At 40.8% G+C, this 20,006-nt stretch carries 19 protein-coding genes, 1 tRNA gene and 2 CRISPR repeat arrays; of the genes, 12 read left to right on the forward strand and 8 right to left on the reverse strand.

Features of this window, described 5'->3' with window-relative positions; all coding sequences use genetic code 11:
- The first annotated feature begins 1 nt into the window (after position 1).
- A CRISPR array of direct repeats spans positions 2-270; the repeat unit is 28 nt; unit sequence TTTCTAAGCTGCCTATCCGGCAGTGAAC.
- A 343-nt stretch (positions 271-613) separates the two neighbouring features.
- From cmr1 to cas1, 8 genes are all read left to right on the forward strand, one after another.
- Positions 614-1,846: a type III-B CRISPR module RAMP protein Cmr1 gene (cmr1, locus tag G496_RS0117420; protein WP_027180396.1), complete on the forward strand. Its 1,233-nt coding sequence runs from the start codon at positions 614-616 to the stop codon at positions 1,844-1,846.
- Positions 1,843-3,627: a type III-B CRISPR-associated protein Cas10/Cmr2 gene (gene cas10 / locus G496_RS0117425; protein ID WP_027180397.1), complete on the forward strand. Its 1,785-nt coding sequence runs from the start codon at positions 1,843-1,845 to the stop codon at positions 3,625-3,627. Before cmr1 ends, cas10 begins: the two co-directional genes overlap by 4 nt.
- Positions 3,620-4,840 carry a type III-B CRISPR module-associated Cmr3 family protein gene (locus tag G496_RS0117430; RefSeq protein WP_027180398.1) on the forward strand — a complete coding sequence of 407 codons (1,221 nt, stop codon included), beginning with the start codon at positions 3,620-3,622 and terminating at the stop codon, positions 4,838-4,840. Before cas10 ends, G496_RS0117430 begins: the two co-directional genes overlap by 8 nt.
- 3 nt (positions 4,841-4,843) lie before the next feature.
- Complete coding sequence (cmr4, locus tag G496_RS0117435) at positions 4,844-5,779, forward strand: type III-B CRISPR module RAMP protein Cmr4 (RefSeq protein ID WP_027180399.1); 936 nt, start codon at positions 4,844-4,846, stop codon at positions 5,777-5,779.
- Positions 5,772-6,170, forward strand: a complete 399-nt coding sequence (gene cmr5, locus G496_RS0117440; RefSeq protein ID WP_027180400.1) for a type III-B CRISPR module-associated protein Cmr5 — start codon at positions 5,772-5,774, stop codon at positions 6,168-6,170. Before cmr4 ends, cmr5 begins: the two co-directional genes overlap by 8 nt.
- Before the next feature lie 3 nt (positions 6,171-6,173).
- Positions 6,174-7,580 carry a type III-B CRISPR module RAMP protein Cmr6 gene (cmr6, locus tag G496_RS0117445; protein ID WP_027180401.1) on the forward strand — a complete coding sequence of 469 codons (1,407 nt, stop codon included), beginning with the start codon at positions 6,174-6,176 and terminating at the stop codon, positions 7,578-7,580.
- A 306-nt stretch (positions 7,581-7,886) separates the two neighbouring features.
- Positions 7,887-8,205: a CRISPR direct-repeat array (repeat unit 37 nt; unit sequence CTCAAAAGAGGTTTCCGATCTGGATCGGGTTTTGACA).
- Positions 8,206-8,328: 123 nt separating this feature from the next.
- Entirely contained in the window at positions 8,329-8,607 is a 279-nt protein-coding gene (cas2, locus tag G496_RS20240) for a CRISPR-associated endonuclease Cas2 (RefSeq protein WP_034633809.1), read from the forward strand.
- Positions 8,607-11,231, forward strand: a complete 2,625-nt coding sequence (gene cas1, locus G496_RS0117455) for a CRISPR-associated endonuclease Cas1 (RefSeq protein WP_027180402.1) — start codon at positions 8,607-8,609, stop codon at positions 11,229-11,231. The genes cas2 and cas1 overlap by 1 nt, the downstream gene beginning before the upstream one ends.
- A gap of 612 nt (positions 11,232-11,843) precedes the next feature.
- On the opposite strand, the gene G496_RS0117460 is transcribed toward cas1, so the two are convergent.
- The 4 genes from G496_RS0117460 to G496_RS0117475 form a co-directional block, all read right to left on the reverse strand.
- Positions 11,844-12,314 (reverse strand): hypothetical protein, encoded by a 471-nt coding sequence (locus G496_RS0117460; protein WP_156900696.1) that lies wholly within the window; start codon positions 12,312-12,314, stop codon positions 11,844-11,846.
- Between the two features lie 213 nt (positions 12,315-12,527).
- On the reverse strand, positions 12,528-12,776 hold the full coding sequence (locus G496_RS0117465) for a CRISPR-associated protein Csx3 (protein WP_027180404.1): 249 nt from the start codon (positions 12,774-12,776) through the stop codon (positions 12,528-12,530).
- 267 nt (positions 12,777-13,043) lie between these two features.
- Positions 13,044-13,130, reverse strand: a tRNA-Leu gene (locus tag G496_RS0117470).
- Between the two features lie 54 nt (positions 13,131-13,184).
- Positions 13,185-14,879, reverse strand: coding sequence for a YcaO-like family protein (locus tag G496_RS0117475; protein WP_027180405.1), 1,695 nt, complete (start codon positions 14,877-14,879; stop codon positions 13,185-13,187).
- Positions 14,880-15,025: 146 nt separating this feature from the next.
- On the opposite strand from G496_RS0117475, the gene G496_RS0117480 reads away from it, so the two are divergent.
- Positions 15,026-15,694: a TVP38/TMEM64 family protein gene (locus G496_RS0117480; protein WP_027180406.1), complete on the forward strand. Its 669-nt coding sequence runs from the start codon at positions 15,026-15,028 to the stop codon at positions 15,692-15,694.
- A gap of 25 nt (positions 15,695-15,719) precedes the next feature.
- On the opposite strand, the gene G496_RS0117485 is transcribed toward G496_RS0117480, so the two are convergent.
- From G496_RS0117485 to G496_RS0117495, 3 genes are read right to left on the reverse strand one after another with little or no spacing between them, the layout of a single operon-like run.
- Positions 15,720-16,280, reverse strand: coding sequence for an arylesterase (locus tag G496_RS0117485; protein ID WP_027180407.1), 561 nt, complete (start codon positions 16,278-16,280; stop codon positions 15,720-15,722).
- Positions 16,281-16,283: 3 nt separating this feature from the next.
- Positions 16,284-16,817, reverse strand: a complete 534-nt coding sequence (locus tag G496_RS0117490) for a hypothetical protein (protein ID WP_027180408.1) — start codon at positions 16,815-16,817, stop codon at positions 16,284-16,286.
- A gap of 18 nt (positions 16,818-16,835) precedes the next feature.
- Complete coding sequence (locus G496_RS0117495) at positions 16,836-17,453, reverse strand: recombination-associated protein RdgC (RefSeq protein ID WP_027180409.1); 618 nt, start codon at positions 17,451-17,453, stop codon at positions 16,836-16,838.
- 255 nt (positions 17,454-17,708) lie between these two features.
- On the opposite strand from G496_RS0117495, the gene G496_RS0117500 reads away from it, so the two are divergent.
- The 3 genes from G496_RS0117500 to G496_RS20245 all read left to right on the forward strand — a co-directional run bounded on the left by G496_RS0117500 (position 17,709) and on the right by G496_RS20245 (position 18,941).
- Positions 17,709-17,912 (forward strand): hypothetical protein, encoded by a 204-nt coding sequence (locus tag G496_RS0117500; RefSeq protein ID WP_027180410.1) that lies wholly within the window; start codon positions 17,709-17,711, stop codon positions 17,910-17,912.
- Positions 17,913-17,992: 80 nt separating this feature from the next.
- Positions 17,993-18,364 carry a hypothetical protein gene (locus G496_RS0117505; RefSeq protein WP_027180411.1) on the forward strand — a complete coding sequence of 124 codons (372 nt, stop codon included), beginning with the start codon at positions 17,993-17,995 and terminating at the stop codon, positions 18,362-18,364.
- A gap of 163 nt (positions 18,365-18,527) precedes the next feature.
- The gene (locus G496_RS20245) at positions 18,528-18,941 is read left to right on the forward strand and encodes a response regulator (RefSeq protein WP_051295136.1); all 414 of its coding nucleotides are present in this window, start codon (positions 18,528-18,530) and stop codon (positions 18,939-18,941) included.
- 56 nt (positions 18,942-18,997) lie between these two features.
- On the opposite strand, the gene G496_RS0117515 is transcribed toward G496_RS20245, so the two are convergent.
- Positions 18,998-19,966: a D-2-hydroxyacid dehydrogenase gene (locus G496_RS0117515; RefSeq protein WP_027180412.1), complete on the reverse strand. Its 969-nt coding sequence runs from the start codon at positions 19,964-19,966 to the stop codon at positions 18,998-19,000.
- Between the last annotated feature and the right edge of the window lie 40 nt (positions 19,967-20,006).

A 20,006-nucleotide genomic window follows, 5' to 3' on the forward strand; every position in this document is an offset into this window, starting at 1 on the left:
ATTTCTAAGCTGCCTATCCGGCAGTGAACCTGTTGTCTGAAAGGTAATAGATTCATCTGCTTTTCTAAGCTGCCTATCCGGCAGTGAACTTGATTGGGAACTTAAAGAAAGGTTTAATAAAATTTCTAAGCTGCCTATCCGGCAGTGAACTGTCTGTGATTTTTCAATTATTAAAAACGGTTTTTCTAAGCTGCCTATCCGGCAGTGAACATACTCAGGGAGTTTAACAGATTCGATTCGGATTTCTAAGCTGCCTATCCGGCAGTGAACTAGAGTAGTTTATCTATTCTTCGTTAGAAATCAAAGGGTATGACCCAAATAGTAAAAAAAACCTTTTTTTACTATTTTTTATAACATACTTAATTTTATGATTTAATTTTAATGCTTAAAAAAAGGGTTAAAAGTATAAATTGAATATCGTCAATAGGCATTCTTTGGCCGTGAATAATCCCCTTAGCACTGGAATTCATATCAACTATTTAAAGTTAGTTTGTTAGTGCTGTGATTATTTACTCTCTTATAGAAATACTGGATATTTATAGTCCTCTGTTATATTGGAAATTATCTAGTCGACTTTAATGTGGTATTAACTCCTTCGAATTATGGAGGGATAATGAGAGATAGTTTTTTACAAAAATTACCTGGATTCAACTCTAAGTGCAGTAAAATAATCACAAAAGATTTTAAATTTGAATTGATCACACCTATGTTTGGTGGTGATGCTGAGTCATGGAAATTAAATTTGAATGCTCCTGTGCGTGCTCAGTCTATCAAGGGCCAGCTTAGGTTCTGGTGGCGGACGATGCAGAATGAGACTGATTCATCAAAGCTGCTTGAACTTGAAAATGCTTTGTGGGGCGGCACTACAGAGAAAAAAGGTAAAGAAGTTCGTTTGAAATCAAAGGTCCAAATTGCCATTTTTTTCTATAAGAAGCGTTACGAAGGCAAAAAAGCTATAGATTGCATTCCTAAATATGTCGCTTTTCCAGCAGAGCGGAGTAATACTGACGCTTTATGCATTACTGATTTAAATTTTAAATTGCGTATTTCCTACCCAAATTCTGCCGGAATAGAGAAAGATGTCCTTAAGACTCTGAAGCTCTGGACCCTATTTGGTGGCGTGGGAGCACGGACAAGGCGTGGATGTGGTTCATTATACTGTGAAGAATTGCTGAAAGGCTTCAAAGAAGCGCAAGATATTAATAATTTTATCAAGGAAATAGGTGGTGATCCAGCTCCAATCGAATATAGTAGACTGGCATGTTCATTATTAGCCGTTAATATTTCCAGTAATAGTACTACTTCAGCATGGGAAGAGATCATAAATAATTATAAAGATTTCAGGCAGGATCGACGGCTTAAAAATGGAAATAAGTTCGGCCGTTCATATTGGCCTGAACCTGACGCAATTCGTATTCTTACAAAAAGAAATTCTCCACTACATGCTCCAGCACATCCTGATAAAGTTTGGTTTCCACGGGCAGCCTTCGGATTACCAATAATTACCAAATTTAATCAGGATGGTAATGGTAAGGGGGATCCTGATGTGGTTGAACTTCATCCAAAAAATGCTCCACGCTGGCCTTCTCTTGTGATTATTAAGGTCATTAAGCTCTCATCTTGTATCTTAAAAGTTGTTTTGGTTTTAAATCAGGCTTTCCCAGATGGTTTAAAATTAGAATATTCAAATGATAATGATAGGAAAAAATGGCCAAAGATTAAAGCCATTCCATCAACTGCGCATCCTGACAATTACGTGAATAAAGTCATGAGAACGAACCATCCTTTAAATGGTGATTTTGTTTACAAGGCCCTCTTCGATGAACTTGGAGTTAATGAAATATGAGCGATACACTTTTACTCATCAGCATAGGTCCGGTGCAGGATTTTATTGCATCGGCTAGAAAACTTAGAGATTTGTGGGTTGGCTCCAGAATGTTGTCTGAATTTTCAAAAACTGTTGCCCGTACTTTAGCCGAAAATGGAGCCGATCTGATTTTTCCAGCACCGGAAAGAATGGAAGAATTAGTTAATGGTTCTGAACTTATTGTTGCTAATAAAATTTTGGTTTCTGTGAATAGCCCGGAAGAAGCAGACAGAATTCAGCAGGAGGCTCGCCAAGCCTGGCAGGCTCATTTCAATTCTTTGGGGGAAAGTACTCGCTCTGTGCTTGAGAGTGAATTTAATCAAATCTCGATAAATTTGAATGTGTTTGATGCTGAATTACGTGATTATGGTGAATTTTACGCCGCTTGGACACCAATTGCAGAATCTTATCAAGACGCACGAGCAAGAGTTGAGAGTTTGCTTGCAGCGAGAAAAAACTTCAGAGCATTTAAAGCTCCAGAATGGAATGGATTCAAAACACCTAAAAGCAGCTTGGATGGAATGCGTGAAAGCGTATTTATGGAAAAGCCTCATGAGATAATCGGTTTGCTTAAAAGAAATGAACATCTTGATGCTATCGGCTGCATTAAGCGTTTTGGCTTTTTGGCGAAAGGAGTTGAGAATAAATATTTTTCTGATCTCGCTGAAATGGCATTAATCCCATGGATTATTGGAGCGGAAAATGGAGATATTTCTCATATCGATTTAATTGAAAAATTTCAGAACTCATTCCCTGATAAAATAAAAGTATGCAGAGGTAAAAGATTAACTGTTGGAAATTTATCTCTGAATGTTGATGCAGAGAAGTTTTTCAGCGATCGCGCAAAACTTGATGAACTGTATGGTAATAATGCAAAAAATATCTGGGATTGTAGGGATGAGATGTTTAAAAAGTATGGCAAGCCATCCCCATACTCAGTAATTATGGTCGGCGACGGTGATCACATGGGGGAAATGATCAGGTCTATCCCTAATAAGGAGATGCATAAACAGTTCAGTAGAAAGTTAAGCAATTTTTCCAATAGCGTGGCCACCATTGTTGAGGAGGCAGGAGGTTCTCTTATCTATGCTGGTGGTGATGATATAATGTCCTATCTGCCATTGCACACAGCTGTAATGTGCGCCGATGAAATCAGAAAAAGATTTCACTCTGAGATGAAAAGTCTCTGTGAATCTATTGGTCTTAATGTAAATATAGCTGCCACATTTTCTATTGGACTGGCTATCGTGCATTATATGCATCCCCTTGATCTTGCACTTGAATTGGCTCGCAAAGCCGAATTTATAGCCAAGGAGTCAGGTAGAAACTCGTTGGCAGTGATTCAGAGCAAGAGAGCTGGGGCTGAAGTTATTGTACACGGAAAATGGGATGCTGATGGTGACCTGCCGGGAATAGCCGAGCGGTTAAAATATATTTGCAGCATGTATTCGTCCGAATCACAGTTATTACCTTCAAAATTAGGATACGATCTTAAGCGTGTAAAAATTGCTACAGGTGGAAACTCTGAAATGGAGTTCGCAGCTGTTGATGGTGATATTCGCCCCGAAAACGTTACAGCTGTCCTTGTTAGGCGTGTTTTCGACCAAAAGAATCAAGGTGACATTGAAAAAAATAAGCAGTTGAGAGAGTTGCTGATAGGTAGAAAAGATGTTGATCAATTATCAAATGAACTTGTCATAGGTCGATTAATCTCGCAGGCACAAATTATGGCAAAAGGTAAGGTGGCAGCTGATGAGTAGATATTGCATATCCAGTGATGATCTTATTATTTTGCGCGATGGTAGACCTTTTGGTGCGGCTGGAATTTTTGGTGGTAATTCTCTGGACTGGCCGTATCCGCAAACTCTTGCCGGTATGTGTCGCTCAGCTATAGGGCTAAATTGCTGTTCAGATTATTTTAGTCACAAAAGTAATTTAGAACAAATATTGAAGGTCAGTCTTGATAGAGTGCTTCCATTGCTATGCTCAGACCATGATGAGTTTCTGCTGCCGATTCCTGCCGATATTATTTTTTGCGGAGAGAAACAACGTCAGGCTCATGTTTTATCCTATAAGAGTATGGGAAAAGGTGAAGGTACTGACGTAAAATGTCCTCATTGGCTATATCCAACCATTGCGACAGAAGAGAAAGCCGCAACCAGACCGAAGTTTATGCGGCAGCAGTTTGCAAATGATTATCTCACAGGATCTTTAGGAATTTCTAAAGAAATTCATGATGAGGATGCAGATTTTGTCTCCGGGCCGATACTTGAAACACGCATACATACAGCTATTGATCCAAAGACTGGTTCTGCTGACGAAGGGAAACTTTTTGCGGAATCCGGTTTGTATCTAAAAGCTCCTAAGCATGGACATAGTTTTGATAGATTTGAAATTCTCCTGCCTTTTGGGGAGAACGAGCAAGGCATCCTTGGTGATATAAAAATCAGTTTTGATTTATCCGGACTCACCGAAGATATGGAGATGCCGGAATTTGCTTATCTTGGTGGTGAAAGGCGCAGAGTTTTAGTCGAAAAAGATTGTCCTCCTCAATTTCCGGAGCCGATTAAAACAGATGGGACAGATCGTTTCTTAAAATTGTTGCTTACTACTCATGGTGATTTTGGCTCATGGGCTCCACAATGGCTTGTTCCTGATGGGGACGAATCACGTTGTGATTGGGTTACAGAACCTAGAAGTGGTGTGAAATTAAGATTACGTTCTGCGGTTCTTTCCGGTTGGGCTCCGGTAAGCGGCTGGGATTATGCTAAATACTGTCAAAAAGCCTTTAAAAAATTGGTATGCCCCGGTTCAGTATATCTGGTGGAGCTGCAAGATTCCACACAGTCCGGTAAGTTCATCGATGCGATATGGGGTAAATCAATTTGTGAAGCTGAGTCTCAATCAGATAAAGACGGCTACGGACAGGTTCTTGTTGCTAAGGGTATGCACATTTCTGAAGTTAAGGAGTAGATAATGATAAATCTGACACTTGCGATTAAAACTTTATCTCCGCTTCACTGCGGTATAGGTACTGGCCTGAAAGACATTGATCTTCCTGTAGCACGCCACAAGGTAAGCGGACATCCTGTTATTCCCGGCTCAAGTATTAAAGGTGTGCTAAAGGATGAATACCTGAAAGGTCAGACAGCTAAAGAGATTGATGATCGCAGTGTTGTTCAGGCTATTTTCGGGGCAGAAGATTCAGGTAATATGTCTGCTTCGGCCATGTCTATTGAGGATGGAATTTTGATTGCGTTGCCTGCGCGTTCTTATTTTGGAACCTTTGCTTATCTTACCTCTCCATATACTCTGCAACAGTTTAAAAAGGCATTAGTTCGTTCCGGTGTAAAAAAAGGGCTTCCCTCGCTTCCCGCTGTGAGTGGAATTGATCCTGCCAAAAACAGTTACCGTGCTCTTTTGACCAAAGATTCACTTCTCGTAAGAAACGGCAATGTCCTGCTTGAGGAGATGGATCTGTCTGTAGAGGATGAGGGCAATGCTGATGAATGGGCAGCCTGCATTGCTGAATATTTCTGTGAATCAGAAGATGACAAGAAGGTTCTTATTAAACGTTTCGCTATTGTTGATGATAACGTTTTGAATTTTTTATGTGATACAGCTCTGCCCGTAGATGCCCGTATTCGTATTGAAGAGGAAACAGGTACCGTCGCCAATGGCGCACTTTGGTATGAGGAGAGCGTCCCGCCCGAATCCTTGTTCATGGCTGTCGCTGGAATGGATAAGTCATATAAAGACAAAGACAAGAAAACCTATTCTGACGATTACCTTTGCAATATTCTCACTGGCGATGAACAGGTAAAAGATCTGTACGTACAAATGGGTGGTAAAGCTACAACCGGTAAGGGCTTTGTGGCGGTACGTATAGGACGCGGAGGTTTAAATGCTTAAAAGCCAGAAGTATTCGGAATTTGTTTTCGAGGAAGTTAAGGCTGTTGTTGCTCAGGAAGGAGGTTCTCAGCAACAATATAAATCTCTGTGCCGCAGAGCTGGAGGTATTTTTAGAACTGTAGGTCTCCTGCAATTTATGGCTTTTATTGAAGCCAAAGGTACAAAGTATGGTTACTACCAAGATCTTGGCGAGCAGTTAAGGCGGGAACTTAAGAAATTAAAACTAGTTGATGATGATAACCGTGATCCATTTTTTGAGATTCTCCGTAAGGCACAATTGCCGGAATATATGCATATTTCACGCACTGTTCTTGAGCTTCTGCAATGGCATAAACGTCTTTCTGAGGTCATGATTTCCGGGCAATCTGATGATCATGATGAGGGAGAATAATATATGCAATTTCAAGCCCTAAGAGAAAAAGTTGTAAATTGTTTTGATGGTGACTGCCAAAATCTTGGACTTCTTATCAGTAAGTTGAATCTGGCTGTAGATAATTCTAATGATAATAAGCATGACTATAAGGACAAGGCTCTGGAGCAGATGGAGGGATTCTGTCTAGAAGATGAGTCCGCAAAAGCATACAAGACTGCTTTTCAGAGGTTGAAAAGTGCAGTCAATAAGCGCAAAGATTGTGAAATATTTGAAATTAAAACTTCTACCAGAGTTTTTTTAGGAACTGGAAATGCCAGTGTTTTCGAGTTTGGATTCAATCTGAATTATCCTTGGGGAGTGCCGTATATTTCAGGATCAACTTTGAAAGGGGCAGTCTCTTCATATCTTGCCCGTAGAGGCGGAGATGCATGGAAACGTTTTGATGCAGCCACCAAGAGTGAGGCTCAGGTGGAACTTTTTGGCGGCAGTATTAAAGGTGATAAAAAATCCTATAGCGGGTTGCTTACTTTTCATGATGCATGGATGTGCCCTTGGAGTTCAAGAAAAGATTATGGCGACTGGTTCGACAAAGAAGTTATAACGCCTCATTATCCTAACTATTACAATAAAAAGGTCGCTCCTACCGGCATGGAGAACGCCCCTACCGGCATGGAAAATCCTATCCCTATCCATGTGGCAGCGCTTTGTCCCGGTTTACGGTTTCAGGTTGTGATACAAGGTCCGGAAAAATACAGAGTTTTTGCTAAAGATGTGCTGGTGGAGCTTTTGGAAGTAGAAGGTGTCGGAGGCAAAACCGCTGTTGGATATGGTCGCTTTGAGTATGTGAAGAATGCGCAGGAACGCCGCGAAGAAATGCGCAAAAATATTCAGGCTGTTGAAACAAAAGAGGCATTGGTTGAACTGTATAAGGCTAATAAAAATGTGACCGAATTTGTTCCTCTTTTTGCTGAAAAATTGCGTGAGTATAAATTCGATTTTGAAATATCTGACATGTGGAAGTCTCTATATCCTTTGGATTATATTACAATTTTTATTAGGCATGATAAAATTAAAAATTTTAAGGACTTGAACAAAAGGTTTAGTAGTCTGGGAAGCAACATCTCGCACTGGAAGGAACGTTCCGGGGTGACTGAATTGTGTAAGTGTCCTGAAGGTCAGAAATTGTTTGACCTGATGCTTGAAAAATGGCCTGAAGATGTGGCTGCCGGCGCTGATAGCAAAGTAGTCAAGGCGTTGTCTTATAGCTGGAGTGATATTGCCTGTTCTTTTGATGATTTGCTGGAACGGATAGAATCAGGCCAAAATAACTGGCCTCCATTAAAGGATTTACAGCAATATATTGAAGGTGTTTTTTCAGGAGATGAGCTGGAACTTTTGTTGTGCGCCTTGGAGGAGAAAGGTTTTTAAATTAGTCCATAGCTATGCTGGTCTTAATTCTAACCTACATCTCTAAAGGATATAATTTTTTTACATGAGAGTTATGGTTTTGATAGCTGAGTGACTCCTCAACTTTATTTAACGTTTTTTTCTGTGGATAACTATTTAGACTGAATTATGCTGTTTCATAATTAATTGAAATAGCAATATAAAATAATAAAAAGTTGCGAGCTAAAACTACGTCCTTAAAAATGGTGTGGAAAAATGCTCACTCATTAGACGTAGCTGAAAATGGCTTTGCAAGGTGCTGAAAATTGGCTAAAAAAAAGTCGACCTCTCAAAAGAGGTTTCCGATCTGGATCGGGTTTTGACTGAGGCGCTCACCCAAGTGTTCAACTATGCCGTTCTCAAAAGAGGTTTCCGATCTGGATCGGGTTTTGACAAGAAGATGGTTAGGTAATCACCATTTTTACCCGACTCAAAAGAGGTTTCCGATCTGGATCGGGTTTTGACACCATTAAATATAACACAAAAACACCATTCCAGAACTCAAAAGAGGTTTCCGATCTGGATCGGGTTTTGACTTTTTCCATTGCCTATAGGATAGAATCACCAAAACTCAAAAGAGGTTTCCGATCTGGATCGGGTTTTGACACGGCATCTCCACACATCGAGTTCCATGTATGGAGATTTTGAAATTTGTGTTTGTGTGGGAACGGGAATGGAAAAAATGAATTTCCCCTTGACGGGATCACGAGTTGTGGGCAATTTTTGATTTATGACTAAAATCACACGCTACCTCGTAGCTTACGATATTTCCTGCAATAAGGAACGGTATAAAGTTTCCAAAGTTCTTGAAGGTTTCGGGTTCAGGATGCAGGAAAGCGTTTTTGAGTGTGATTTAAGTCCACGGCAAAAAGATAAGCTTGTTATTCAGCTTGAACAGCTTAATGTGGAAACAGGCTTTATTTCCATATATCTCCTCGGGAATCATAAGCCCAAAGATATTGGTAATGCTCCACCACGTTTTAATGAAAATTATGCTTTCGTTATATAATGACTTCAGATTTCAGTTCCTTCTACTCCCTTAACTGGCATAGTATTAAAATTTCTCTGACCAATACCCGTAATAAGTTTGCGAAACAGCATCCGCTATTTGTGCTGGATGCTATCTTTAAGTCTGCGCTTAGAAAATCAGGACAACGTGGTTTGAAATACTGCTTTCATCCGATTGGTAAGACTTTCGGGAACAGAATGCGTAAATCCTTTCGCTATGATGTTGAATTTATATTTCCTGAAGCTGAGCCACAGAATGTGGATGCATTTATTGATGGACTGACGGATCATCTTGCTGATCCAGAAAATAATTTTGAGCTTTGTCATGTAGGACAAGTATGCAATGAACAGCTTGCTGAAATTGAGAGTGTATCTCCTGTAAATGGAAGTATGAATGAAGTCTGCCTTGAGTTTCAGACTCCTTTTGCTTTTACTCCTGCTGATAAGACTCGAGGGTGGATGATTGATAAGGAGCGGTTTTTCAGTTCGTTGTGCAGACAGGTGAACAATCTTTTCGGATTGAATTTTGAACTGGAACCTGAATTTTTTGCGGAGGTGGAAGTTCATCCATATTACTGGGTCTACGAGCAATTCGGGCAAAAATCTAAAAGTGGCGCTGGAGTTAGATATATTAATGGGATGACCGGTCCTCTGTATTTAAAAGGGCGGCTGGAAAAGATTATGCCCTTGCTGCAGCTTTGCTCGCAGGTTCATGCCGGGCGCAGAGGAGCTACCGGGCTTGGTTTTTATTTGCTCAAAGCTGAAGTTCCGTATTTTGATGCGCTGTTGCGTGATGATTATTCATTAGGTGCCGCCGCCTCCAGACTAGACCGGGATAATGATTTTTCAGCCTCACTTGAAAGGGATTACGGTTCGATTGGAAATGCTGTTTTTGCAATGCGTGATCATATTTTAAATGGAGAGTTTCAGTGCTCCCCCGCAGCTCCTTTTGAAATCAACAAACCTCTCGGTGGCAGGAGGACTTTGGGGACGTTTTCCTCAGAGGATAGTCTGGCCCAAAAGCTGCTGCATCGGTTACTGTCACCTGTTTTGGATAGGATGTTTGAGCATTCATCTGTAGGCTTTCGTAAAGGTCGTTCCCGCGAAGATGCAAAGCGTATGATCCAGCAGGCTATTCGGCAAGGATGCCGCTATGTCTTTGAATCGGATATAGATTCATTTTTTGATGACATTGATAGGTCGACCATGCTCCGAAAGCTTCGTGGTGTTCTGCCGCAAGCAGATAAAATGACCTTTAGGGCTTTGGAGTCATGCATCAATGCCGGGCTTGAGAATGAAGTAGATAGTACAAAAGGGCTGGTTCAGGGCAGTTCATTATCACCACTGTTGTCAAATTTATATCTGGATAGCGTTGATGAACGTATGGATGAGCATGGTTACCGTTTTATACGCTATGCAGATGATTTTGTTGTCTTGGCCCATAGTGAAGATGAATGGCGTAAAGCCTGCGAAGATATGCAGGACTCATTAGAACCTCTTGGTTTGCAACTGAAAGAAGGTAAAACACATATCAGCTGCATTGATCCCGGATTTAAGTTTCTGGGTATAGAACTGGATAGCGATCTTGCCTGGGAAAATATTGAGCAGGCCCATTTAAAGAGGACTGTTTACGTCTGCAATCATTTCGCATCGCTGGGGGTTGATGTTGATTGCCTTGCCATCAGGAAGAGTGGAAGCGTTATTGCGCGGGTCCCCTTTGAGCGGACCAATGAAATAGTTGTTTACGGCAATAGTGCGGTTTCCACCAAGCTTATCCAGAAATGCAGCTATGAAAAAATACCCATAACATTCTGTACTCCTTCCGGTCACTACACCAATACCCTTTATCCGGAATCTAAAAATTTTCATGTCATTTCAGGGCAGCATCTGGCACGCCATAATTCGATGGTGCAAGTTGAAAGGGAACTGATTTGTAAAAGGTTAATAAGTGCTAAAATTAATAATTATATCAAATGGCTGTCCTCTCGTGAATTACATGAAGACGTGATCAGTAATCTGGAGTATTATTTAAAGCGAGTCTCGCAGGCGACAGCAAAAGAACACCTATTTGGAATTGAAGGAAATGCGGCAAAGGTCTGTTTTGCAGCTTTAAATGATCTTATCTTGGATGATTCTTTTAGAAGTGAGAACAGGATCAAACTCTCCAAGCCGGATAGATTGAATACGTTGCTGGACTGTTGTTATTCTCTGCTTTTTAACCGGATCAATTCTATGCTTCGAGTCCGGGGAATGAATCCTTATTTGGGAATTCTGCATAGTGATGAAAACAATTACGAGTCGCTGGTTGCAGATTTGCAGGAACCTTTTCGGGCGAGAATGGACAGGTTTGCCGTGCGGTTGTTGAACAAGAATATTATTACTGAAAAAGATTTTGAAAATGTAACACCGATTAAATTCAAGCTGTCAGGACGCAGTATGGGAAAGGTGCTTGAGCATTTTGAAAGGGAAATGTGTATCCGAATAGCAACTGAGTCCGGAACATTTGCACAGCTGGTAGATGCACAGGTGCAGAATTTGCGGAACTGGGTGTATGAACGTGACGATTTGAAATTCTTTCGCAGCGGAGAACGCAATCTTACTTTGGGTGAGGTTGAAATAATTTAATTTTTTATGCGGATAAAAAACTGAGCGTGCTCTCAACTTTTTTTTAGCGGGAATACTTTGGATAATGGTTTTATACGAATTTATCTTTTTTATAAGATTTTGAAATAATATTATAAAAAATAAAAAGTTGCGAGCTAAAACTACGTCCTTAAAAAAGGTGTGGAAAAGTGCTCACTCAGTAGACGTAGCTGAAAATGGCTTTGCAAGGTGCTGAAAATGGAGTAAAAAAAAGATGACCTCTCAAAAGAGGTTTCCGATCTGGATCGGGTTTTGACAGCCCAATTATATTGGAAACAAGGGGCTTTAACACTCAAAAGAGGTTTCCGATCTGGATCGGGTTTTGACACCTAGAGACTAGGGAGAATTATTTTGCTCTTTTTCTCAAAAGAGGTTTCCGATCTGGATCGGGTTTTGACGACTTTTTCAGTTAGTCCAGCGGCCTTGTTCTTCTCAAAAGAGGTTTCCGATCTGGATCGGGTTTTGACTTAAAGAAGTTTTACTAATGCAGCAATAGAGGCGGCTCAAAAGAGGTTTCCGATCTGGAAAATGACAATAAAAAAGGCTGTATGTTAATCTACATGCAGCCTTTTTTATTACTAATTATAGTTGATTTTATTTTTTGATATTTAAAGAATACCAATATTCATACTCACCTGCTGAATAGTGGTAGACATGGGTCAACATTCTGTTGGCTAAAAGGGAACCTATGTATGCATTGAGCGTTACCGGGCCACCATAAAAAAGATAGAGTACGTCAGGTGACTGGTTTTCAATTTCTTGGTATTCTTTGTCCAGAGCGCATAAAATATCGGACACATCTTTTTGCTCAATATTTCTACCTTTATTCCAATTGTAATGAAAGATCATTACGTCATCAATATTATCAAGATCCAACTTTGATTTGTTTTTATTAAAAGAGTTTAAAAGGTTGCTCTGTGAAAGCAGGTCGACAATAAAGGCTGCTCTGTGACGACCTTTATTTTTTTTAGCAATATTCATGCTGCGCCTCATTCTGGCCCGGCGCCCGTGGAAAAAATCGTAACCGGCAAACAATAGTACTGTAGTGGAGATTAAACCGGTCATTGCTCCTATATTGGAAGCAACAGTAAAGAAATTTTCATGGTATATTCCCATACCTACATAAAATATTAATAGATAAAACAGTGTAATGCACAATCCATAAATTAATATATCCCTCCAAATTGATGGCCAGCTGATAAAAGTATTATAGTAATAAATATACTTATTTTTGATCTTAGAAATAAATGAGTTACTGGAGTTCACCAAACTCTCCTCCTACCTTGGGTCATGATTAAAAATAGGCACAATTCCCGTCACCGGAGAGTCATAAGATAATGATCTAGCAAAACCGTGCAGGTGATGCGCAATGGATAAATACATCCAGATCGGCGCACGGCCAGTTAGTATTATATTGTTTCCTTTTCCAGCCATTTTTTCAGCTTCTTTGCAATATACTTTTATATCATCAAGCTTAGCTGTTTCATTAAACATCCTGCCGAGATCAATAATAATTTCATCATTCATAGGTTTATCCTTTTGAATGCGAACATATCTGAATCTTAATTGATTATGCAAGGATTAATAGGGACACTGCTGAGTGCGAGAGAAGTTGTTAAATTACTAGTAGTGTTATGTCTCGAGACAAGAATCAACTGCTGGAAATTTGATCATTAGGCCTTGCGCCCCTTTGTTTGGTGTAGACCCATTTTAAGTGGGGCAGAATAGGCTTTGCCATAGAAAAAGGGTTTACAACTAATCTTATGAAATAGTCGTAAACCCTTAAATTCTTCATGGTGCCCAGAGCGGGAATTGAACCCGCACAGCCCGAGGGCCGAGGGATTTTAAGTCCCTTGCGTCTGCCAGTTCCGCCATCCGGGCACGGAAGTCGACTTAATATACTGTTGAAGCTTTGCCGTCAACAGTCTTTAGCAATTAATTATTGCTTATCATCTCTAAATAGTTGCGATAGAGCCTTGGGCTGACTCTTGAGAATTTGTCCATATCAGAAACAATTTCCAATCCGGGAATAATAGCTCGGGTAACCGGAAACTCCAGATCTTTACGGGTAAGATCAGCGTAGTATGGTGACAAGCCATTGCTCAGCAGCAGATTTTCAAGAACCATAAGGTCGCCATTAGCTCCTCCAGTGGAGTAATCGGGAAGTTCTTCAAGCTTTCTGATTGGAAGGTCTTTAGGCCGGCGGGTTGTCGGTGGTCCGGGGTAAGGGTAGGGCGTTTCTGTCAGCGCTGAGAGCAATGCTTTTTTACCATTAAGATTACATCCTCCTCCTCTGTTAACATCACCAAGTCTCCCAACAGCGAAGCAGCGATAACAGGGGACTCCAAGCTCAGAAGTCATATCCTGAAACCAGACCTGAGTACCTGTGGTTTCCAGATCAAAGAGGAATTTATCTATTTCAGAATCGTTAGTGCTGATACGGAAACATTTGTTGATATCAAAAGGAACCGTCGCATCACTATCTCTTTCTAAAACTTCCAGAATTCCGCTCAGTCGAGCCTCTTCTACGGTATTGCCGGAAGCAAGACCGGTTGAGCTGAGTCCGCTGAAAAGGTTTTGTTCGTCCAGATTATTGAACAGAAAAACGTGCTGCACAGGAACAAGAGCATCTGTAAGCCCGTTCTGCTCACGTTTCTGGGCAGGCATCCACCACAGCGGCTGATCTTCGTAAGGAGCTTCAAGAGGTATTGTATCAGGATCAAGCGCTACGGCCTCTTTTGCTACTTCCGGATATGAGCCATGCACCAGCGGTTGTGGAGTTTTTCTATTCTGAATTCCTGTTTTAGCTATACTTGCGTATGAGCTTACTCTTTCAACAACTTCCATCGCACAGGATGTTCTGGCCTGCTCAAGGCTGAAACCTCGGCCATAGCTTGTTTGAAGCCCTCTAAGACTGTTATTGAATGATCCTGAATCCGTTCTGGTCTTGACCATCCAGTGCCGCAGTATTGAGTTGGGGCTGAGGCAGGCTTTGTGGCGCATTTCAGGACCGGCAAAAATATCCAGTGCTTCAAGCTTTGCAATTGCTTCGTTATATGTCTCTTCAAGAGGACGGCGCGTTAAAGGAGCTGGAAGAAGATTCTCTTTTTTCAGTGAGGCTCTGATCTCCTCAGCTGTATGGCTGATTTTTTGAAAAGCATCATCAGCAAATTCAGGTCTGGGACCAATCTCATTTTCAATCTGCAACGGGGCATGACATTCCATATTATTATTGAACATGGAAATCCATTTGTTATGGATTGGCTGATCTTTTAGTAAGTATGATCTTAAATGCAGGGTAGGGCTGAATCTGGAGAGCTCAGCTGCGTCAAAATCTTTTTCCATTATGGGAAGAAGTTTTTTTAGTCGCATGTGGGTAAGACATGCTTCAAACAGCAGAGCCGCGAGAACTTTTTTATCGTCATTACCTCTGGCTTCGTTAATCAGCTTTTCTATTTTGCGCTGACGGTGGTTGCCGAGCATTTCCAGCATGTGGCGGTGCATAAATTCGTCAAAAGGATGCTCTTCAAGATGCTGAAGAACTTCAGTAAAGCTGAGATTTGGTCCTGGTGCGGCAGCAAAGCAGCCTACGCCTGAGAGGGTATTCATTAGCTTTAATTCGTACTGCATTTATTGATCCCGTTTTTATTTTGTATTCTGTTGCTTAAATGTTGATATTTTAGAATATTAATGTTGCCCGTAGGTGATTATCAATTTTTATCAAGGCCGTAAGGTAGGATATTTAATTTATTAAGTGAAGAGATGAAGGCGTAAATATGAAAAATCATTTCGAGCACAAAGAAATAATAAACGCACTGCTATTCATGGCCGCTTTAGTTCTGTTTTCGTTTCTTGCAGGGAAATATGGTGAGAATCATCTGTCCGGTCTAGTCAGTTATGTTGATGGCTGGGGAACTCTTGCTCCGGTATTTTTTGTCTTATGCAATACCGTTGCATTGGTGCTGGTTGTTCCGCAGACCATTTTTACAATTGCCGCAGGGCTATTGTTTGGAACATTCAAGGGAATAATTATAAGCCTTGCAGGGATGGCTGCGGGAAGCTCTCTGGCTTTTTTGCTGGGACGAAAAATTTTGCGGGAGAGAATAATTACACGCTACAGCCGTTCTCATTATTTTACAAAAATTGAAGAATTGAGCCGTGACCACCCGTTAAAAATTCTGGCTCTCAGCAGGGTGGTTCCCATATTGCCTTACCCGGTAGTAAATTATTTATGGGCGGTAACGTCTGTGGGATATATCCCTTATATCCTGCTGAGTCTTTTGTGTATTTTACCTGAGACGGTTTTTCTGACAGCCGGTGGACATCTATTGCAGACAGGGCTTACCCGAGGCCGGGCTGATTGGACAATTGTACTTATCCTTCTCGGGGCAGGGGCTGTTGCAGGTTTTTTGATACTTAAAATGCGTAAAGAATTTGATGATTGATGACAAAGGTAAAGTGGATTTTAAATTACCTTTTATTTAAGCCTGTGAGCAGCTCTTCAAAGAGAGGATACAGGTTTTCAACCATAGCCCTGACGCCTTCTTCTGAAGGATGAACACCATCTGATAAGAGAAGATTCGGCTGGCCGTATAGTCCCTGCATCAGGTCCGGATGGAATGGTATTTTATATTTCCCGGCAACTCGTTCAAAAATTACTGTAAATTCTTTAGCAAAGGTTTTGGGAATAAAATCAAGAGGATTATACCCGAGCAGTAAAACGCTGCTTCCATTTTTTTGAAATGCTTCAATCATCCTGCCGAGATTTTCTTCAGTCTCAGCAGGATTCACGAATTGAAAACAGTCGTTAGCTCCGAATTCAATATAAACGGCATCAGGTGCGGTTGAAAGGACTTCGGGAAGCCGTAGAAGACCGTCTGCCGAAGTCTCTCCTGAAACACCGAAATTCAACATTTCTACATTATGTCCGCCTTCAAGCAGGCATCTTTCCAGATATGAAGGAAAAGAACTGTAAATAGGGAGCCCGTAACCTTCAGTCAGGCTGTCTCCAAAAGCTGCAAAACGAATCATTCATTATTCCTCAATACTTCTGAGCCAGCTTCTGAACTTAGAGACTTCATCTTTCCATTCCGGACTGATTCTCAACTTTATGAATTCAAGAAAAACCGCATCGAAAAGTGCGATACATTTTTCAATGAGGTATATTTTTTCTAAGAATTTACCGTCAGGATCATCACCTTCTTCAGTCTTCATTTCAACTTTAGGAGTTTTCAAACCGCTGAAGGTAAAGTCTTCGGCTTTAACCTGAGTCTGCCAGAGGTTTTCGTCTATCTCCATTTTGATCTGGGCACGGGTGACTTTTTTTCCTGTTTTCAGTCCCTGGAGAGCTTCAGACATATTTCCGCTTGCTGCGCTCACAGTTGCGGTGTCAACATTTTCTCCGTCGCCGCCCTGCACGGAAATACGATGCTCAAGGTAGAGCATGAATTTTTCGCCATCAGCAGTTTCGAACATACCGTTAACAATTTCGCTCTTGAACCAGAGCCATGTGAGGAAGTCCTGCCCAATCAGGGTATTTTCCCTTTCTGCCAGTAATAAAAGGTCCATTATATATGCTCCGGTCTGCTAACCGACGAAAATTGTCGGATCAAGTGATTCAAGTTTTTGAACTGCTTCTTCCCCAAGTTTATCCATAGCAAGGAAAAACGGAGTAAGCGGTTCCAGATTCAGCTGGAATGTATTGTCGAAATATTCTTCAAACATATCCATTATCTTTGCATTTGTTGTTGCAAGATAAAGCCTGTTTTCAGGAACATTCCAGACAACATCAAAAACAGCAGGAATCGGCAGGCTTCTGGCCCGGAGTTTCAGTGTTACCTGATCTTTAATTTCTCTTTTCCTATCACGGGAAATGAAATTTTTACCTTCTTTTTTGGCTTCGGCCATTTCATGGTTAAGAGCAATTTGAAGGTGTTTTTTAAGGACTGCAGGCTGAATTCTTCTGGTGTCCAGTCGCAGGGAAAAGGTAAAATACTGTCCTTTTTCCGGCGGTGATACACTCCATTTGTCATCAAGCATATCATCAAAGTTAACCCATCCGAATGAGCGTTCCTCGGCGGTGTGGTCAATATCCTTAAAAGCGAATTTGCTTAGCAGTTCGGGGATTTCCCTGATAAGTGAATCCGGAACTTCTTCCACAACCCTGTAGCGGGTGAGTCCGACACTGGCGGAGAGTATAGGCAAAGTGTTCTCCTTGAAAATAAGGTAACCGTTATATATTCAGTTTAGGATTGTTATCCATTTACGCAACTTTTAATGATCATGGGTAAATTCATTCTGCAAATATGTCCAGCCCAATGAAGCTTTGTAATTATCATAATCGCTGATTTTCGGTCTGTTAATTGCATAATATATTTTGACTCGGCAGATTATTGTTTCACAAGTAAATTTTTCAAGGAGGACCGGTCGCAACGGCTGCTTAACCGCGGGAGGTGCTAAATGGCACTTATCGAAATCAGAACTGACGGCAGATATCTTTCAATCGGTGATATACGCAGAAAAAAATTGTATACCAGCGGTTGCAACGAACCCTTCAAGGACAGATTCTGGTGTCCCCGTAAAAAGTGGTTTATGACCAGCCCCTGCCCCTTCATTAATAAAATTGAATGTGGAAATTATCGTTCTATGTGCGGTTCTATCTAACTGTTTTGTCAAACCTGCTTGATTTTATTTCTCTGGAGAAATAATGTTGTGTTAAAACTTAAGAAAAATGGAGAAATTACTTGCAGGAAAAATATTCTAAAATCGCAGACTGGCTTGATGCTAAAGCCGAAGCTGTAAGGGAAATTGAAGCTCAGGCTGAGAATGCTCTCTACACTGTTAAGGATGAAGAAAAATACCGCAGGCTCATGCGGGAGAAAACCATGCTTCTGTCTACGCTGGCAAAAGACGGAGCAGATTTCTGTAAGGAATCAGGATTTGAAAAAGTCGATAAGGTTTTAAAACGGCTTGAAAGGTTTTCTTCAAGCGCGTCTTCAGCTCTTGGTATAGACAGTGTCTTTTTTATGTCCGCACTGCTTTATCCTGAAGATTACAAAGATGGTGATCAAAATGATCTGGAGCTGTTTGCTGAGAAAGTCAGATCTTTTGGTTAAAAATAATAATGTTCAAAAAATCATCCTTTGATACTTTTCAAAGGATGATTTTTTAGTCTATTCTTGTGAAAGTATGGATTGCTTGTGTAATATTGAATTTAATTATATTAAAAATAATTATAGTTGCTAATGCTAAATGAAACACGTGTGACTGGGGTAAATTATGGGGTTATCTGAATCTGAAATACAAACTGATAATGTTCGCCCATTGAAAATTCTTTTGGCTGAAGACAGTGAAAATAATGTTTTGCTGGTTCAGCTTTTTTTGAAAAAGCTTCCTTATGAAATAGATGTCGCAAACGATGGTAAGGAGGCCGTGGATAAATTTTTAATGGGAAAATATGATCTGGTACTCATGGATATTGAGATGCCGGTTACAGACGGCTATCAGGCAACCGAACAGATTAGAAAATATGAAGCTGAGAACGGTAAAGAAAGAACCCCGATAATTGCTGTTACAGCCCACGTTATGGCTGAAAACAGGGAAAAAGCATATAAAAGCGGATGTGATTTATTTTTGACAAAACCTGTTAAAAAAGCGGATCTGATTTCAACTATTCAGGATTTTTGCAGTTAGGCTGCCATGTATAAATGATATCCCCGATACGGTTTTGCCAGCATCGGGGATATATTTTATTTTTTAGGTGAATTGACCACATTTTCAGGTGTGCCGGCTATAAATGCTTTAGCATTTTTAACCGCTATCGCAGTCAGCCTTTTTCTGGCTTCTATTGTAGCCCAGGCAATATGTGGAGTTATAATTGTATTTGGTGCTTTGAGAAGTGGATTGTCGGCAGGCATAGGCTCAACTTCAGCCACATCAAGACCGGCTCCAGCAATTATTTTGTCGGACAGTGCTTTAGCAAGGTCATGCTCATTTATAAGAGGTCCCCTTGCAGTATTGATTAAAATGGCCTCTGGCTTCATTTTTTTCAATAATGATTTGTCGATAAAATGACGGTTTTCAGCGGTCAGCGGGCAGTGCAGAGAGACAATGTCACTTTGGGCAAAAACATCTTCAAGGTCTGCAAAAGCAAAGGGTTCAAAATCAGGCATTGGTTTAGGTCTTGGAGCATACGCGAGAACATTCATTCCAAAAGCATTTCCAAGTCTGGCAACCTGATGACCGATATCCCCGAAACCGATTATGCCAAGAGTTTTGTCTTTCAATTCAAAGAGGGGGCTGTTCCAGAAGCAGAAATCCTGTGACTGTGCCCATTTTCCATTTTTGACGTCCTGATCGTGTTCTCCTACACGGCAATAAAATTCCAGAATAAGTGCAAAAACATGCTGCGAAACAGCCGGAGGAGAATAACCGGGCACGTTGGATACAACAATACCCATTTCATTAGCTGTTTGCAGATCAATTATATTGTATCCGGTTGCAAGAACACAAATAAATTTGAGCTGTGGAAGCTGTTTAAGAACTTCAGCCGAGAGAACCGCTTTATTTGCAAAAATTATGTCGGCATTTTTAGAACGCTCTACGATAAGATCTTCTGGTGTGCGGTCATAAACTTCCAGCTCTCCCAGACTTTCAAGAGATGTCCAGGGGTTGTCACCGGGATTGGTGGTGTAGCCGTCAAGAATAACGATTTTCATAAAAACCTCTCTAAGCTTAAAACATTATTGGAAAGAAAAA

The organism is Maridesulfovibrio bastinii DSM 16055 (assembly GCF_000429985.1).
Classification (GTDB): Bacteria; Desulfobacterota; Desulfovibrionia; order Desulfovibrionales; family Desulfovibrionaceae; genus Maridesulfovibrio; species Maridesulfovibrio bastinii.

What these genes read in the sequence shown, in the direction of transcription:
- cmr1 (WP_027180396.1), top strand. Translation starts at nt 614, where the DNA reads ATGAGAGATAGTTTTTTACAAAAATTACCTGGATTCAACTCTAAGTGC.
- cas10 (WP_027180397.1), top strand. Translation starts at nt 1,843, where the DNA reads ATGAGCGATACACTTTTACTCATCAGCATAGGTCCGGTGCAGGATTTT.
- G496_RS0117430 (WP_027180398.1), top strand. Translation starts at nt 3,620, where the DNA reads ATGAGTAGATATTGCATATCCAGTGATGATCTTATTATTTTGCGCGAT.
- cmr4 (WP_027180399.1), top strand. Translation starts at nt 4,844, where the DNA reads ATGATAAATCTGACACTTGCGATTAAAACTTTATCTCCGCTTCACTGC.
- cmr5 (WP_027180400.1), top strand. Translation starts at nt 5,772, where the DNA reads ATGCTTAAAAGCCAGAAGTATTCGGAATTTGTTTTCGAGGAAGTTAAG.
- cmr6 (WP_027180401.1), top strand. Translation starts at nt 6,174, where the DNA reads ATGCAATTTCAAGCCCTAAGAGAAAAAGTTGTAAATTGTTTTGATGGT.
- cas2 (WP_034633809.1), top strand. Translation starts at nt 8,329, where the DNA reads ATGACTAAAATCACACGCTACCTCGTAGCTTACGATATTTCCTGCAAT.
- cas1 (WP_027180402.1), top strand. Translation starts at nt 8,607, where the DNA reads ATGACTTCAGATTTCAGTTCCTTCTACTCCCTTAACTGGCATAGTATT.
- G496_RS0117460 (WP_156900696.1), bottom strand. Translation starts at nt 12,314, where the DNA reads ATGACCGGTTTAATCTCCACTACAGTACTATTGTTTGCCGGTTACGAT.
- G496_RS0117465 (WP_027180404.1), bottom strand. Translation starts at nt 12,776, where the DNA reads ATGAATGATGAAATTATTATTGATCTCGGCAGGATGTTTAATGAAACA.
- G496_RS0117475 (WP_027180405.1), bottom strand. Translation starts at nt 14,879, where the DNA reads ATGCAGTACGAATTAAAGCTAATGAATACCCTCTCAGGCGTAGGCTGC.
- G496_RS0117480 (WP_027180406.1), top strand. Translation starts at nt 15,026, where the DNA reads ATGAAAAATCATTTCGAGCACAAAGAAATAATAAACGCACTGCTATTC.
- G496_RS0117485 (WP_027180407.1), bottom strand. Translation starts at nt 16,280, where the DNA reads ATGATTCGTTTTGCAGCTTTTGGAGACAGCCTGACTGAAGGTTACGGG.
- G496_RS0117490 (WP_027180408.1), bottom strand. Translation starts at nt 16,817, where the DNA reads ATGGACCTTTTATTACTGGCAGAAAGGGAAAATACCCTGATTGGGCAG.
- G496_RS0117500 (WP_027180410.1), top strand. Translation starts at nt 17,709, where the DNA reads ATGGCACTTATCGAAATCAGAACTGACGGCAGATATCTTTCAATCGGT.
- G496_RS20245 (WP_051295136.1), top strand. Translation starts at nt 18,528, where the DNA reads ATGGGGTTATCTGAATCTGAAATACAAACTGATAATGTTCGCCCATTG.
- G496_RS0117515 (WP_027180412.1), bottom strand. Translation starts at nt 19,966, where the DNA reads ATGAAAATCGTTATTCTTGACGGCTACACCACCAATCCCGGTGACAAC.